Raw genomic sequence first — 15,637 nt, 5'->3', positions numbered from 1 at the left:
GCATGTCCACTCTGTCCCGTGTCCGTGCCGCGTACGCCCGTGTGGCGGCCGTCGACCGTCCGGAGATCTGGATCGATCTCCGATCCCGGGCGGACGTCGAGGCCGAGGCGGCGGTGACCGACGAGCGCGTCGCGGCGGGTCAGCGGCTCCCGCTCGCCGGACGCCTGTTCGCCGTCAAGGGCAACATCGACGTCCACGGCCTGGCGACCACCGCGGGCTGCCCCGCGTACGCCTACCTGCCCGAGGCCGACGCCCCGGCCGTCGCCCGGCTCCGGGCGGCCGGCGCGATCGTGCTCGGCACGACGAACCTGGACCAGTTCGCCACCGGCCTGGTCGGCACCCGTTCCCCGTACGGGGCGGTGCGCGGCGCGTACGACCCGGCGAGGATCAGCGGCGGCTCCAGCGCGGGCTCGGCCGTGGCCGTGGCCCTGGGCATCGTGGACTTCGCCCTCGGTACGGACACCGCGGGCTCCGGCCGTGTCCCCGCCGCCTTCAACGGCATCGTCGGCCTCAAGCCCACCCGCGGCCTCGTCCCCACGACGGGCACCGTCCCCGCCTGCGCCTCCCTCGACTGCGTCACCGTCTTCGCCCGTACGCTCCCGGAGGCCGAGCAGGCCCTCGCGCACCTGGCGTCGCCGCCCGGCCGGGACCTCCCTCCGCTCCCCCAGCGCGCCCCCGGCCCGTGGCGCGTCGCGGTCCCGCCGCTGCCGCAGCTCGGCGAGCTGGACGAGGGCTGGGGCGAGGCGTACGAGGCCGCGGTGGAGCACCTCGTGGCGGCGGGCGTCTCGGTCCGCACGATCGATCTCAGCCCGTTCACCGAGGCCGCGGCGATGCTCTACGAGGGTGCGTTCGTGGCCGAGCGCTACACCGCGGTGGGGAGCTTTGTCGACAAGTTGATCAGCGAGGGCGGTGCGGGGCTCGACCCCACCGTCGCCGGCATCATCACCCGCGCCCGGGACATCCCGGCCCACCGGCTCTTCGCCGACCAGGAACGTCTGGCCACCCTGCGCACCCGGGCGCTCGCCGAACTCGGTGATGCCGACGCCCTGCTGCTGCCCACCACCCCCGGTCACCCCACACTCGCCGAGGTCGCCGCCGACCCGCTGGGCGCCAACGCCCGCCTCGGGCGCTTCACCAACTCCACGAACCTCTTCGACCTGGCCGCGGTCGCCGCCCCCGCCGGTCTCACGCCCGCCCAACTGCCCTTCGGGGTGATGCTGATCGGCCCGGCGTTCACCGACGGGCGGCTCGCCCGGATCGCCGCCCTGCTTCAGCCACAGCTGAGCGTGGCGGTGATCGGCGCGCATCTGTCGGGCCAGCCGCTCAACCCGCAGCTCCTGGCCCTGGGCGCGCGACGGGAGCGTACGACCACCACCGCACCCGCCTACCGGCTGCACGCCCTGCCGACCACCCCGCCCAAGCCGGGCCTCGTGCACGTGCGTCAGGGCGGCGCCGCGATCGAGACGGAGGTCTGGCGGCTGCCCGCCGAAGGCCTCGGCCGGCTGCTCGCCTCACTCCCCCGCCCGATGACGCTCGGCCAGGTCGAACTGGCCGACGGCAGCCGCGTCCCGGGCTTCCTGTGCGAGCCGGACGCGCTCACGGACGCGGCGGACATCACGGAGTACGGGGGCTGGCGGGCGTACCTGGACCGTTGACACACGCCGTTCACACGCGCCGTTGACGCGACACGTACCCGCCTGTTCAACTGAGCCCATGCGACCCCGGCTGCTGCTGGTCACCCGCGACCACATCGACTTCTGTCGAGTGTGGTCGGCGGCGTGTCGCGCCTGACGACGCCCTCCGCCACCGTCAGCGCACCGCAGCACCGAATCGAGGCCGCACCACCATGCCCGTAGAGTTCCTCGGCATCGCCGCAACCAACGAAGGCTCCGAAGTGACCGCCCGCTCCGGGCCGTCCTTCGACAAGGAGTACACGCTCAGGCTGGCCCGCGCCCACGAGGAGTACGGCTGGGACCGGATCCTGTTCGCGTACGGGTCCGGCTCCCCCGATCCGTCGCCCGCGGCCGCCTACATCGCGGCCCGCACGGAGAAGATCCAGATCCTGGTGGCGCACCGCCCGAACGTCTCGTACCCGACGTTCGCGGCCAAGACCTTCGCGACCCTCGACCGCATCAGCGACGGCCGGCTGGCCGTCCACTTCATCACCGGCGGCAACGACCACGAGCAGCAGCGCGAGGGCGACTTCCTGACCAAGGACGAACGGTACGCGCGCACCCGGGAAGCCATCCAGATCATCAAGAAGGCGTGGACGACGCACGAGCCGTTCGACCACGAGGGCACGCACTACCGCTTCCACGACTTCGTCAGCGACACCTTTCCCGTCCAGCAGCCGCATCCGCCCGTCTCCTTCGGCGGCTCATCGGCCGCCGCGTACGCGGCCGGGGGCGCCGAGGCGGACATCTACTGCCTGTGGGGCGAGCCGCTGGCGCAGACCGCCGAGCAGATCGAGTCGGTGAAGGCCGCGGCGAAGGCGGCGGGCCGCACGGACATCCCAAGGATCCAGGTCGCGTTCCGCCCGATCATCGCGCCGACGGAGGAACTGGCCTGGGAGAAGGCGCACCGGACGCTGGCCCGGATCAAGGCGCGCACGGCCGGGGCTCCGCTCAGCCGCCGCCATCCGCTGAAGAATCCGGAGAACTCGGGCTCCCAGCGGCTGCTGGCGGTGGCCGCCCGGGGCGACCGCCACGACCGCGCCCTGTGGACCCCGACGGCGGCGGAGACGGGCGGCGCCGGCAACTCCACGGCACTGGTCGGCACCCCCGAGACGGTGGCCGAGGCCCTCCTCGACTACTACGACCTCGGAGTCGACATCCTCTCGGCCCGCGGCTACGACCTCCTCGACGACGCGATCGACTTCGGCCGGCACGTGATCCCGATCGTCCGCGAAGAAGTCGCGAAGCGGGACGCGGCGCGGGTGGCGGCCTAGCACCCGCGCCCCGCTTCGTCGGCCCCTCCGCGAAGAATCGCCGCCCCTCCGGAAAGGTAAGGGGCGGCGAAGCGGGCGCGGCGCCGGCTCAGCCCACCGACGAGTAGGCGACCACCCCGCGCAGCAGTTCGTCGACCGCCTTGCGGGCGTTCTTCGCGACCGTGGAGCCCTCGCCCCTGACGGGTGCGGCGGCGGAGATCTGGCCCAGCACGTCGATGACCTGCTTGCACCAGCGGACGAAGTCACCGGCCGGCATCTCCGCCTCGCGCAGCACCTCGTCCAGGCCCTTGCCGGAGGCCCACATGTACGCGGCCCAGGCGAAGCCGAGGTCCGGCTCGCGCTGTCCGACACCCTCCGTCTGGGTGATCCGGAAGTCTTCCTCCAGGGCGTCGAGGCGCCCCCAGATCCGGACCATCTCGCCCAGCGCCGCCTTGGCCTTGCCGGACGGCAGCTTGGGCGCCATCGCGTCGTCACCGACCCGCGACTCGTACACCAACGCCGAGACGCACGCGGCGAGTTCGGCCGGATCGAGGCCTTCCCAGACCCCGGCACGCAGGCACTCGCTGGCCAGCAGGTCGAGTTCGCCGTAGAGACGGGCGAGCCGCTTGCCGTGCGCGGTGACCTCGTCGCCGCGCAGATAGTCCAGCTCGGTCAGGAGCGCGACGATCCGGTCGAAGGTGCGGGCGATCGTGTTCGTACGGCCCTCGATGCGCCGCTCCAGCTGCGAGGTGTCACGCATCAGCCGGTAGTAGCGCTCGGCCCAACGGGCGTGGTCCTCCCGGTCGTTGCACCCGTGGCAGGGGTGCGCGCGCAACTCCGCCCGCAGCCGGGCGATCTCACGGTCGTCGGCGGCCGCGGAACGGCCCTTGCGATGCCGGTCCGGGACGATGTGCCCGGCCTTCGTCCGCAGCGCGGAGGCGAGATCCCGACGGGACTGCGGCGAGCGCGGATTGAAGGACTTGGGGATCCGCATCCGCTCCAGCGCCTCGACCGGCACCGGGAAGTCCATCGAGGCGAGCCGCTTCACCTGGCGCTCGGCGGTCAGCACCAGCGGCCGCGGGCCGTCGTGCTGCTCGAAGCCACGATGGCCGTTGGAGCGGCCCGCGGGCAGGCCCGGGTCGAGCACGAGCGCCAGTCCGGCGTACTTGCCGGTCGGGACGTGGATGACATCGCCCGGCTTGAGCTTCTCCAGCGCCACCGCCGCTTCGGCCCGCCGCTGCGCCGCGCCCTGCTTGGCCAGCTCGGTCTCGCGGTCCTTGAGTTCGCGGCGCAGCCGCGCGTACTCCTCGAAGTCCCCGAGGTGGCAGGTCATGGACTCCTTGTAGCCCTCGAGCCCCTCCTCGTTGCGCTGCACCTGCCGGGAGATCCCGACGACCGACTTGTCGGCCTGGAACTGCGCGAAGGACGTCTCGAGCAGCTCGCGTGAGCGGTGCCGGCCGAACTGGTCGACCAGGTTCACCGCCATGTTGTACGACGGCTTGAAGCTGGAGCGCAGCGGGTACGTACGGGTGCCAGCGAGGCCTGCCAGGTGCTCGGGGCTGAAGCCGCGCTGCCACAACACGACCGCGTGGCCCTCGACATCGATCCCACGGCGACCCGCCCGGCCCGTCAACTGGGTGTACTCGCCGGGGGTGATGTCGGCGTGCTGCTCGCCGTTCCACTTGACGAGCTTCTCCAACACCACCGAGCGGGCGGGCATGTTGATGCCGAGCGCCAGGGTCTCGGTGGCGAACACGGCCTTGACCAGGCCGCGTACGAAGAGCTCCTCGACGACCTCCTTGAACGTCGGCAGCATGCCCGCGTGATGGGCCGCGATGCCGCGCTCCAGTCCCTCCAGCCACTCGTAGTAGCCGAGGACGTGCAGATCCTCGGTCGGGATGGATGCCGTGCGCTCCTCCACGAGGGCGCGCACCTTGTCGCGCGCGGCCTCGTCGTTCAGCCTGAGGCCCGCGTACAGGCACTGCTGGACGGCGGCCTCGCAGGCGGCGCGGCTGAAGATGAACGTGATGGCGGGCAGCAGCCCTTCGGCGTCCAGCCGCTCGATCACCTCGGGCCGGCCCGGCGTCCACACCCGCGACCGCTGCCGGCGCTCACGCTCGCGGTCGGCCTCGCGCATGGCGCGGCCGCGTTTGCGGTCCTGGTACGACGGGCGGCTGGCCTCCATGCGGGCCAGCCGCGTGAGGTCGGGGTTGACGGCCTTCTTGTGGCCCTCGCCCTCCTCGAACAGGTCGTACATCCGGCGTCCGGCCAGCACATGCTGGAACAGCGGCACGGGCCGGTGCTCGGACACGATCACCTGGGTGTCGCCGCGCACCGTGTCCAGCCAGTCGCCGAACTCCTCCGCGTTCGACACGGTCGCCGAAAGTGACACCAGGGTCACCGACTCGGGGAGATGGATGATCACTTCCTCCCAGACGGCGCCGCGGAAACGGTCGGAGAGGTAGTGCACCTCGTCCATGACCACATAGCCGAGACCCAGGAGGGTCTGGGAACCCGCGTACAGCATGTTCCGCAGGACCTCGGTGGTCATCACGACCACCGGGGCGTCGGAGTTGACGCTGTTGTCGCCGGTGAGGAGGCCGACCTTGTCCGCGCCGTAACGGCGGGCCAGATCGGCGTACTTCTGGTTGGAGAGCGCCTTGATGGGGGTGGTGTAGAAGCATTTCTTGCCCTGCTGGAGGGCGAGGTGGACGGCGAACTCGCCGACGATCGTCTTGCCCGAGCCGGTGGGCGCGGCCACCAGCACCCCCTTGCCCGCCTCGAGTGCCTGACAGGCCTCGATCTGGAAGGGGTCGAGGCCGAAGTCGTACATCTCGCGGAAGGGGGCGAGCGCGGTGGCCTGCTCGGCAGCGCGCTGACGAGCTGCCGCGTACCGCTCGGCCGGTGAGAGGTCCTCTGTCATCGTGCTTTCGAGACTACCGGGAGCCACTGACAACAGGACGATCAATATCCGGATCCAAGCCTGTGAAACCCAGGGTTCACGCAGCTCAGGGCACAGCGACCCGCGCCGCCCCGGGTATGCACTCCGCCGTGAGCGGCAGCGGGCCCAGCGGCTCACCGTCCGCGTACCCCGTGATGCCCTGAGCGACGAGTTCGACCTTCGCGGCCCGGTGCACGGTGACCTTGGGATGGTCGAGGTGGGTGCCCTTGTACACCTTGGGGAACACCTTGAGCAGCGTCGTACGGCTGCAGTCCCCGACGACCGTGATGTCGAACAGCCCGTCGTCGAGGTCGGCGTCCGCGCAGATCTTCATGCCGCCGCCGTACGACGACCCGTTGCCGACTGCCACGAGGGTCGCCTCGATCTCCCGGACCGCTCCGTCGTCGAGCGTCATCCGGTACGGGACGGGCGTGAAGGCGGCCAGTTCGGCGAGCATCGCCAGGTCGTACTTGAAGCGGCCGGTGGGCCAGCGCATACGGTTGCCGCGGTCGTTGACCCGGGAGTCGAAGCCGGAGGCGAGGACGGTGCCGAACCAGGTTCCGTCGACACGCCCCAGATCGACGTCACGCAGCCGCGCCCCCTTCAGAGCCTCCGCGATCACCCGCCCCGCGGCCGCCGGGTCGCGCACCGGGAGCCCCAGGGCCCGCGCGAAGTCGTTCCCGGTGCCGACGGCGACCAGGCCGAGCGGGGTGCGCGTGCCGCCGACGGCCTGAAGGGCCAGATGCGCCATGCCGTCCCCGCCGACGGCCACCAAGGCGCCCGTTCCACCCGCGACGGCTTCGCGCGCGCGGGCCAGAGCGTCCTCGGCGTTCTCCCCGAGGATCGTACGGACGGAGAATCCCGCCGCCCGCAAAGCCGAAGCGGCCGGCTGCGCCGCGTGGGCGCCCCGGCCGCGTCCCGCGGTGGGGTTGACGAAGAGGGTGATCTCGCTGGTCACGGCCCTGACCCTACGAGATCCACGGGCTCCGTCAGGTCACGTCGTCATAACCGTTGACCCGGTCCGTGACCGACTGCTCCGGCAACGCCCGGTTCGCCGACACGGTCTCGATCTCACCGATGTCCTCGGGGGTGAGGTCCAGCTCGGAGGCCTCGTCGTCGTCCGGCCCCTCGGCCTCACGCCGGCGCTTGCGCCGGTCGTTGACGAGCGAGAAGGCGACCGCTCCGAAGTACAGGATCCAGATGGGGCCGGCGAGCGCCAGCATGGTCAGCGGGTCGGTGCTGGGCGTGGCGAGGGCCGCGAAGACCGTGATGCCCATGATCATGCCGCGCCACCAGCCGAGCATGCGCTTGCCGGTGAGGATCCCAGTGAGGTTGAGCATGACCAGCAGCAGCGGAAGCTCGAAGGAGAGGCCGAAGACGACCACCATGCGCGTGACGAGGTCGAGGAGATCGTCCAGCGGCAGCAGATTGCTGACGCCGTTCGGCGTGAACTCCATCAGTACCTTGGCGGTGGTCGGCAGCACCTTGTAGGCGAAGAAGGCGCCACCCATGAAGAGCGGAACACCCGTCCCGACGAACGCGTACGCGTACTTCTTCTCGCTCCTGTGCAGGCCCGGCGCGACGAACGCCCAGAGCTGGTAGAGCCAGACCGGCGAGGCGAGCGCGACGCCCGCCATCAAGGAGACCTTCAGCGCCAGGGTGAAGGGGGCGAGCAGACCGTTGATCGTGATCTGCGCGCACTGCTTGCCCTCGGGCATCTTCGCCACCTCGGCGAAGGTCTTCGGGCACCCGACGGATTCCAGGACCGGCTTGGTGAAGAAGTTGATGATGTCGTTGTAGTAGAAGGCTGCGACGGCCGTGACCACGACGATGGCCAGCATCGCCTTCGCGAGCCGGTTTCTGAGCTCACGAAGGTGCTCCGCGAGGGGCATCCGCCCCTCGGGATCCTTCTCCTTGTTGCGGGCAGGCTTGAGCAACCCACGTTCCCATCTCGTGCGGCGGGCCGGAAGTCACCGGCCCTGCGTCAGCGCTTGGTCGTGTCCGTGGGCTCGCTGACCGGACGGGAGCTGGTCACGTCGCCGGGCGCGGCCTGGATCGTGCGCTGAGCCGGGGGCTGCTCGTCGGTGTTCGGCGGGCCCGCGGGAGTGGACTCCTGGCCCTCCGACTTCATCGCCTTCGCCTCGCTCTTGAGGATGCGCGCGGACTTACCGAGGGAACGCGCCATGTCCGGAAGCTTCTTCGCGCCGAACAGCAGGATGATGACGACGAGGATGAGAATGATCTCGGGAGCTCCGAGCCTTCCGAACATAAGTCTTTACCTTCTCACCGAGGCGGCATGGGCGGGGGTGCTGTCCGATCGGTCGGACAAATGTCCGGCTGTCGTGCAGCGATCGTAACGCTCAGGGGTGAACGCGGGGCAATCCCTGTGCGTACTCCCGGTTCGCGGCTCGCGCCTCGTTATCCGGGCCGCGATCAGCAGCGTACCTGTCCTCAGCGCGAAGGTGACAGGCTGAAGTGACTCATTGCGCATCCCTAAGGCGACTCATACCGAATCCATAGAAGCCGGCCCGTACCGGATCCGCAGAAGCCGGCCCGTACCGGATCCGCAGAAGCCGGCCCGTACCGGATCCGCAGAAGCCGGCTCATACCGGATCCGCGGATCGTGCCGCCGCCACGGTCGCCCGCTCCAGGTCGTCGGCGGCGCGATTGATCCGGCGCGCGGAGTCCGTGACCTGCCTGCCCAGCCGCTCGGCCGCCAGAAAAACGCGGACGGCGAGCACGCCGAGCACGGCAAGACCCAGGAACCCCACGGCAATCGCGAGCATCGGCCAGAACATGACGCCGAGCCTAGACCGTCGAGTGCAGGCGCAGGGTGCGCACCCCGCCCCCGGTGAGGAGCGCGACGATCCGCTCCCCGGCCGGCTTGCGGACGGGGACTCCGCACTCGGGGCAGGTGAAGGAGTAGAAGGTGGTCCTGCTGGTGGCGCCGATGGCCAGGCGCAGGGCGTTCGCCCCCAGCTCGAAGCGGGCCCGGCAGTCGGGGCAGCCCGCCCTGAAGACCACATGGGCCACTCTCCGCATCCCCGCGAACGCCGCCCCCACCGACATCTCCGGCGCCTCGACCGGGACGACGGCCCTGTCCGCCGTACCCGACGCCGGCCCCGGGACGACGACCCTCCGCGCCGTATCCGACTGCTCCGGCGCACCAGACATCGACGACGTGCTCACAGCCCCTGCTCCTGCCTGTCGTACGGCCCGTCCTGAACTCCGTCGGCACCCCGCGGTGCGTCGTCGTACGCGGCGAGCGCCTCCTGGGCGGCGCGGCGGGCGCTGTCCGCCAGGTCCTGCGGCGAGACGATCCGCCCGTCGCGGCCGAGGCGCAGCGCGAGCCTCCGCAACGACGCGGGCTCGGGGGTCCGCAGAGTGATACGCAGCCCGCCGTCCGGAAGCTCATCCGCGCTGTCGTGCGGGTAGTACTCGGCCACCCAGCGGCCGCCGGGACCGACCTCGACCACCACCTCGGGGTCCTCGGCCGCGGGCTGTACCAGCCCTTCGGAGAGGTCCCGCAGCTCGACCTCGGGCGGCGCGGAAGGCTCGTCCAGAATGCGGATCTCGGCCACCCGGTCCAGCCGGAAGGTGCGCCGCGCCTCGGAGCGGCGGCACCACGCCTCCACATAGGTGTGGCCGACGCTGACCAGCCGGATCGGGTCGATCTCGCGTTCGGTGAGCTCGTCGCGGGCGGGCGAGTAGTAGCGGATCCACAGTCGGCGGCGCTCCGAGATCGCCCGGTCGACGTCCGCGAAGACACCGCCCTCCGACTCGAAGGTCACCGAGAGCCGGGAGCTGGCCCCGGCCGCCTCGCCCGCCGCGGTCTCCACCTTGGCGGTGGCCCGCAGCAGCGCCTGCCGGTCGCCCTCCCGCAGGCCCGGCAGCGTGGACACGGCGCGGGCGGCCACCAGCAGGGCGGTCGCCTCGTCGGCGGCGAGCCGCAGGGGCTCGGCCGCGTCCGCGCCGAGAGCGGCCGGATTGTGCCACCAGATCCGGTCGCCGTCGGTGTCGATGTCGAGGAGGTCGCCACCGCGGAAACTCGTCCCGCACAGCGGCAGCACGTCGAGGTCGGAGATCAGCTCGTCCTCGGTGATCCCGAAGGCGCGGGCGACGTCCTCGACGCGCGCGCCGGGACGCTCGCGCAGATACGTCACCAGGGACAGCATCCGCCGGGTCTGGTCGATCGCGTTCGCGGGCCTGGCCGGTTTGCCTGCCACGTTCTTGTGTTCCCCCTCAGCCCTTGGCCACGGCACGCAGCCGGTCCACCACGTCGGCCCGCAGCTCGGCCGGCTCCAGGACCACCACATCGGGCCCGAACTCGACGAGCCACGCGTCCAGACCGTGCCCGTACGGAATCTCCAACTCGTCCCAGCCGTCGCCCAGTTCCCGTACCGAGACGGCCTTGGCCCGCAGCGGATAGCCGGCACCGGTACGCAGCCGGATCAGAGCGGAACGGTCGGCGGTCTCCCCCGCCCAGCTCGCCACCGTCTCGCGCACGGTGACGACATCGGGCACCTCGGCGGTGTACCTTCCGCTGCGCGTACGGACCTTGCCGGTGATCCGGGAGAGCCGAAAGACCCGCTCGGCGCCGCGGTCACGGTCCCAGCCGGCCAGATACCAGTGGCCGCGCCAGCACTCGAGGGCCCAGGGCTCCACGGTGCGCGGCTCGGGACGGGCCGCGTTCGCCTTGCGGTAGTCGAAGGAAGCGGGGCGCCGGTCACGGCAGGCGAGCATCAGAGGTTCGAAAGCGGCCTCGTGCACGGGGATGCGCGGTTCCAGGGCGCCGTGGGCCTCGTACGGGTCGACATCCTCGGGAAGCCCCGCGGCGCGCAGCTTCTGCAGGGCGCCGCTCGCGGCACCGGCGAGACGGGCCTGCTGCCAGACCTTCGCGGCGAGACCGAGGGCGGCGGCCTCCTCGGCGTCCAAGGTGATGGCCGGCAGGCGGTTGCTGTCGCGGCGCGCGAGGTAGCCGACCTCGCCGTCGAGGTTCTCCACCGTCTCGATGACCAGGCCGAGCTCGCGCAGATCGTCCTTGTCGCGCTCGAACATCCGGTTGAAGGAGTCGTCCGAACTCGCCGCACCCTTGCCCGGCCCAAAAGCCTCGACGTATGCCTCGATGGAGTCACGCAGCTCGCGCTTGCTGAGCGGCCGTCGTGTCCCGAGCAGACACAGCGCCAGGTTCATCAGCCGCTCGGCCTTGGCAATGGCCATCGACGCCCTTCCCTATGGTGCTTCCGACCGTTGACCGTACCGCTCCGGAGTGTCGCGGCAAAAGCCGAGGGCCCACGCCCGGACAGGCATGGGCCCCAGATGATCGGGTCCGGTCGGACCTCGATCATTCGGCGTACGACGATCGGGCCGCGGCGAGAGCGTACGGCTGATCGGACGGATCAGCACGACGACCGGACCGCGGCCAAAACCCCGTGAGGATCAGACCGCGACCAGGTCGCAGACGAAGATCAGCGTCTCGCCGGGGGCGATACGGCCGCCACCGGCGCCGCGGTCGCCGTACGCGAGGTGCGCCGGGATGGTCAGCTGGCGGCGGCCGCCGACCTTCATGCCCTGCACGCCCTGGTCCCAGCCCTTGATGACCTGGCCGGCACCGAGCTGGAACTGCAGCGGGGTGCCGCGGTTCCAGGACGCGTCGAACTCCTCGCCGGTGGAGAAGGCCACACCCACGTAGTGCACGGAGACGGTGTTGCCCGCCTTGGCGACCGGTCCGTCGCCCTCCCAGATGTCCTTGATCTCGAGGTCCGCCGGGGGCTCGCCGCCCGGGAAGTCGATCTCGGGCTTCTCGATGCTCACGTCTAAAGCTCCTGCTTGTCTGCGATAAAGGCCATTACGGCAAGACCGACACTCTCACATCCCCGGAGGGGTTACATCTTCGCCAGGATGTCGACGGAGAAGACCAGGGTGGAGTCCTTCTCGATGCCGCTCCCGCTCGGCGGGCTGTCGCCGTAACCCAGCTTCGGCGGCACCACGATGAGTACGCGGCTGCCCACCTTCTTGCCGGTCAGACCCTGGGACCAGCCCTTGACGACCTGCTGCAGCGAGAAGGACGTCAGCGCCGAGCGGCTGTACGTGGAGTCGAACTCCTTGCCGGTGTCCCAGAGCACGCCCTTGTACTGCACGAGGACGCTGCTGTCCGCCTTGACCACGTCGCCGTCGCCCTCGATGACGTAGTTCGCCACGAGCTTCGTCGGGGCGGCCGTCTTCGGTACGTCGATGGAGGGGGCCTTGCCGTCGGTGTTGGTGCCGACCTTCGGCAGCTTGGCGTCGCCCTGTGCGACGTCCTTGCCCTGGGCGGAGCTCTTCGCGTTGAACGTGTTCTGGATGTCGACCACGAACACCAGGGTGTCGGTGCCCTTGATGCCCGCCTGCGAGTTGCCCTGCTTGCCGTAGCCCCAGGTGGGCGGCACGGACATCAGGACCCGGCTGCCGGCCTTCTTGCCCGCCAGCGCATAGCGCCAGCCGTCGATGATGCTTCCCTGGGCGAGCTGGATGACCAGCGGCGTCTTGCGGTCGTAGGAGTTGTCGAAGACCTTCGCCGTGTCCCAGACCTGGCCCAGGTAGTTCGCCTGGATGTAGTCGTTCTCCGCGACCGTCTTGCCGCTGCCCGCGATGACCGTCTTGACCGCCACGTCCTTCGAGGGGTCGCCGCTGCCCTTGGCCACGGTCGGCTTCTCGTCGAACTTGGTACCGGCGGTGATGGCCGGCAGCGGGCCGTCGACGATCTTGGGGGGCGGGGCCGACGATGCGGAGGCCGACGGAGACGGGCTGGTGCTGGGCTTGGTCTTGGCCGTGTCGGACTTTTCGTCACCGCATCCGGCGAGCGTGACCAGTCCGGCCGGCACGGCGAGAAGAACTGAGCGTCGGCGCACTGTGGGGGCCTCGTATCGGTCGATCTTGTTGGTGGAGTGCGCGCAACTCTACGACGTGAGAAGGGCGCCGTACGAGAAACGTACGGCGCCCCGCGTTGCGTACCGGAAACACGCTCCGGGACGAGCGGCTCACATTCCGGCGATCAGCTTCTCCACCCGGTCGTCGACGGAACGGAACGGGTCCTTGCACAACACGGTGCGCTGCGCCTGGTCGTTGAGCTTGAGATGAACCCAGTCGACGGTGAAATCGCGGCGCTGTTCCTGGGCGCGCCGGATGAAGTCGCCGCGCAGCCGGGCCCGAGTGGTCTGCGGAGGAACGGACTTGCCCTCGAAGATCTTCAAGTCATTGCAGATCCGGGTGGCTTGTCCCCGCTTCTCCAGCAGGTAGTAGAGACCACGACGGCGGTGGATGTCGTGGTAGGCGAGGTCTATCTGGGCGACGCGCGGGTGCGACATCGTCATGTTGTGCTTGGCCCGGTACCGCTCGATGAGCTTGTACTTCATCACCCAGTCGATTTCGGTGCCGATCCGGTCGAGGTCCTCGGCCTCGATCGCGTCGAGCGTGCGGCCCCACAGTTCGAGGACCTGCTCGACGGTGCCGGTACGGATGCCGCGGCGCTCGCAGAAGTCCACGGCCTTCTCGTAGTACTCGCGCTGCACCTCCAGGGCGGAGGCCTCGCGGCCGCTGGCCAGGCGCACCTTGCGGCGGCCCGTGATGTCGTGGCTGACCTCGCGGATCGCCCGGATCGGGTTCTCCAGGGTCAGGTCGCGCATCACCGTGCCCGCCTCGATCATGCGCAGCACGAGGTCGGTGGCGCCGACCTTGAGGAGCATGGTCGTCTCGGACATGTTCGAGTCGCCCACGATGACGTGCAGCCGGCGGTAGCGCTCGGCGTCCGCGTGCGGCTCGTCGCGGGTGTTGATGATCGGCCGGGAGCGGGTCGTCGCGGAGCTGACACCCTCCCAGATGTGCTCGGCGCGCTGGCTGACGCAGTAGACGGCGCCTCGCGGAGTCTGCAGCACCTTGCCGGCACCGCACAGAAGCTGCCTGGTCACCAGGAACGGAATGAGGATGTCCGCGAGCCGGGAGAACTCCCCGTGCCGTGCCACCAGATAGTTCTCGTGACACCCGTACGAGTTGCCCGCCGAGTCGGTGTTGTTCTTGAAGAGGTAGACGTCGCCCGCGATTCCCTCCTCGTGCAGGCGTCGTTCGGCGTCTACGAGCAGTCCCTCGAGAATGCGCTCGCCGGCCTTGTCGTGGGTGACCAGTTCGGTCACGTTGTCACATTCGGGTGTCGCGTATTCCGGATGTGATCCCACGTCGAGATAGAGGCGGGCACCGTTCCGCAGAAAGACATTGCTGCTGCGGCCCCATGACACGACACGGCGGAAGAGGTACCGCGCCACCTCGTCGGGAGACAGGCGGCGCTGTCCCCTGAACGTACACGTGACGCCGTACTCGTTCTCCAGCCCGAAAATGCGGCGGTCCATGACTGAACATTACGCCCGATCCCCTGAGCTGAAACGGGGTTCGACAGCACGGTTTGGATCATTTTCCGACGAGGCCGCAACCACCGGCCCCCCGGCGGGAGCTGCGAGGACCCGCCCCGTGGCCAGCAGAACCAGCAGGGAGACGGCCCCGGCGACCCCCGGTACGGCGAACCCCCACAGGGTTCCGCCCCACTCGACGACCGGGCCCGCCAGGCCCGTTCCGACCGAGGCGCCCACGGTGAACGTCGTCACAAGCCAGGAGAACGCCTCGGTGACGGTTCCACTCGGCGCGTGCCGGTCGACGATGATGAAGGCGCAGGCGATACAGGGGGCGAGGAAGACCCCGGCGAGCGCCGTCAGGGCCGTCATGGCGACCGGGCCGGGCACCAGCACCAGCGGCAGGTAACAGACCGCCAGCAGGGCGACGAGCCCCCGCAGTCGCCGCTCCGGGGCACCGCCCCACTGCCGCGCCCCGTACACCGTGCCGCCGACGAGGGCGCCGAGTCCGAGCGCCGCCATCAGCCAGCCGTAGACCGCGTCGCCGCCGTTGTCGTCCGCGTACGACACGCCCGCGACGGTGATGGAGCCGAGCGCGAGCCCCACGAACAGGAACGCGCCGAGCAGCGCGAGCAGTCCGGGCGAGCGCAGAGCACCCAGCCAGTGTGCCTCGCGCGGCGCCGAACGCCACGCGCGCGAGGGGGGCGAGACGACCACGGAGAGGGCGCCCAGGACACCGATGACGTTCAGCACCACGAGCGCGGCCTGGGCGGACCACAACGCCACGCACAGGGTCACCAGCAAGGGGCCGACGGTGAACATGACTTCCTGGGCCACCGCGTCCATCGCGTACGCCGTGTGCACCTGGTCCTCCCGGCGCAGGACGGAGGGCCACAGGGCCCGCAGTCCGCCCTCCAGCGGCGGGGTGAAGAGTCCGGCGACGGCCATGGAGACATACGCGGGCGGCAGCGGGTTGGTGCCGCTGAGGGCGAAGGCGGTCATGGCGAGGGCGGAGACGAGCGCCGCGGGCAGCTGCACGCGCGGCTGCCCGTACAGGTCCACGAGGCGGCCGAGCAGCGGCTGGCCCACCGCGTTGGCGACCCCGTACACGGCGGCGAGCGCCCCGGCGAGGCTGTAAGTGCCGCCCTCGGCACGGATGAACAGCACGACGGCGATCGCGGCGGTGGCATTCGGCAGCCGGCCCACCAGCGTGCCGGTGAGCAGCCGCGCGGCGTGCCTCGCTCGGAGGATCTCCAGGTATCCCGCGGCCATGTCCCGCCTTCTCTCCGCGGCGCCCGGAGCGGCCCGACGCCTGAGGTTTTACGTATAACTTCGTCGGTCATACGTACCATGTGCGCTGTCCGCGAGTCCAGACGAAGGAGCAGGTCCGAC

General features: G+C 70.4%; 14 protein-coding genes. 2 read left to right on the top strand and 12 right to left on the bottom strand.

Annotation, left to right across the window (positions count from 1 at the left end):
• Window positions 1-2: 2 nt before the first annotated feature.
• Window positions 3-1,655 carry an allophanate hydrolase gene (gene atzF / locus SAVERM_RS34405; protein ID WP_010988097.1) on the top strand — a complete coding sequence of 551 codons (1,653 nt, stop codon included), beginning with the start codon at window positions 3-5 and terminating at the stop codon, window positions 1,653-1,655.
• 191 nt (window positions 1,656-1,846) lie between these two features.
• Complete coding sequence (locus SAVERM_RS34400) at window positions 1,847-2,947, top strand: LLM class flavin-dependent oxidoreductase (protein ID WP_010988096.1); 1,101 nt, start codon at window positions 1,847-1,849, stop codon at window positions 2,945-2,947.
• Between the two features lie 88 nt (window positions 2,948-3,035).
• Here the strand turns inward: SAVERM_RS34400 and SAVERM_RS34395 are convergent, their stop codons facing one another.
• The 12 genes from SAVERM_RS34395 to SAVERM_RS34340 form a co-directional block, all read right to left on the bottom strand.
• The gene (locus SAVERM_RS34395; RefSeq protein ID WP_037646460.1) at window positions 3,036-5,894 is read right to left on the bottom strand and encodes a DEAD/DEAH box helicase; all 2,859 of its coding nucleotides are present in this window, start codon (window positions 5,892-5,894) and stop codon (window positions 3,036-3,038) included.
• A 40-nt stretch (window positions 5,895-5,934) separates the two neighbouring features.
• Window positions 5,935-6,825 carry a diacylglycerol kinase gene (locus SAVERM_RS34390; protein WP_010988094.1) on the bottom strand — a complete coding sequence of 297 codons (891 nt, stop codon included), beginning with the start codon at window positions 6,823-6,825 and terminating at the stop codon, window positions 5,935-5,937.
• Between the two features lie 31 nt (window positions 6,826-6,856).
• Window positions 6,857-7,804 carry a twin-arginine translocase subunit TatC gene (tatC, locus tag SAVERM_RS34385; protein WP_010988093.1) on the bottom strand — a complete coding sequence of 316 codons (948 nt, stop codon included), beginning with the start codon at window positions 7,802-7,804 and terminating at the stop codon, window positions 6,857-6,859.
• 47 nt (window positions 7,805-7,851) lie between these two features.
• Window positions 7,852-8,136: a Sec-independent protein translocase subunit TatA gene (gene tatA / locus SAVERM_RS34380; RefSeq protein WP_010988092.1), complete on the bottom strand. Its 285-nt coding sequence runs from the start codon at window positions 8,134-8,136 to the stop codon at window positions 7,852-7,854.
• Between the two features lie 334 nt (window positions 8,137-8,470).
• Window positions 8,471-8,665, bottom strand: a complete 195-nt coding sequence (locus SAVERM_RS34375) for a hypothetical protein (protein WP_010988091.1) — start codon at window positions 8,663-8,665, stop codon at window positions 8,471-8,473.
• A gap of 10 nt (window positions 8,666-8,675) precedes the next feature.
• Window positions 8,676-8,936: a hypothetical protein gene (locus SAVERM_RS34370; RefSeq protein WP_037646654.1), complete on the bottom strand. Its 261-nt coding sequence runs from the start codon at window positions 8,934-8,936 to the stop codon at window positions 8,676-8,678.
• Between the two features lie 116 nt (window positions 8,937-9,052).
• Window positions 9,053-10,093 carry a helix-turn-helix transcriptional regulator gene (locus tag SAVERM_RS34365; protein ID WP_010988089.1) on the bottom strand — a complete coding sequence of 347 codons (1,041 nt, stop codon included), beginning with the start codon at window positions 10,091-10,093 and terminating at the stop codon, window positions 9,053-9,055.
• A gap of 16 nt (window positions 10,094-10,109) precedes the next feature.
• Window positions 10,110-11,087 carry a helix-turn-helix transcriptional regulator gene (locus SAVERM_RS34360; RefSeq protein ID WP_010988088.1) on the bottom strand — a complete coding sequence of 326 codons (978 nt, stop codon included), beginning with the start codon at window positions 11,085-11,087 and terminating at the stop codon, window positions 10,110-10,112.
• A 219-nt stretch (window positions 11,088-11,306) separates the two neighbouring features.
• Window positions 11,307-11,681, bottom strand: coding sequence for an FKBP-type peptidyl-prolyl cis-trans isomerase (locus tag SAVERM_RS34355; RefSeq protein WP_010988087.1), 375 nt, complete (start codon window positions 11,679-11,681; stop codon window positions 11,307-11,309).
• 71 nt (window positions 11,682-11,752) lie between these two features.
• On the bottom strand, window positions 11,753-12,757 hold the full coding sequence (locus SAVERM_RS34350; protein WP_010988086.1) for an FKBP-type peptidyl-prolyl cis-trans isomerase: 1,005 nt from the start codon (window positions 12,755-12,757) through the stop codon (window positions 11,753-11,755).
• A 129-nt stretch (window positions 12,758-12,886) separates the two neighbouring features.
• On the bottom strand, window positions 12,887-14,248 hold the full coding sequence (pafA, locus tag SAVERM_RS34345; protein ID WP_010988085.1) for a Pup--protein ligase: 1,362 nt from the start codon (window positions 14,246-14,248) through the stop codon (window positions 12,887-12,889).
• 9 nt (window positions 14,249-14,257) lie between these two features.
• Window positions 14,258-15,517 carry an MFS transporter gene (locus SAVERM_RS34340; protein WP_010988084.1) on the bottom strand — a complete coding sequence of 420 codons (1,260 nt, stop codon included), beginning with the start codon at window positions 15,515-15,517 and terminating at the stop codon, window positions 14,258-14,260.
• Window positions 15,518-15,637: the final 120 nt, after the last annotated feature.

It is taken from the genome of Streptomyces avermitilis MA-4680 = NBRC 14893 (assembly GCF_000009765.2).
GTDB classification, from domain to species: Bacteria; Actinomycetota; Actinomycetes; order Streptomycetales; family Streptomycetaceae; genus Streptomyces; species Streptomyces avermitilis.
Note: the sequence above shows the minus strand (reverse complement) of the source record. Positions and strands in the feature narration are given on the sequence as shown.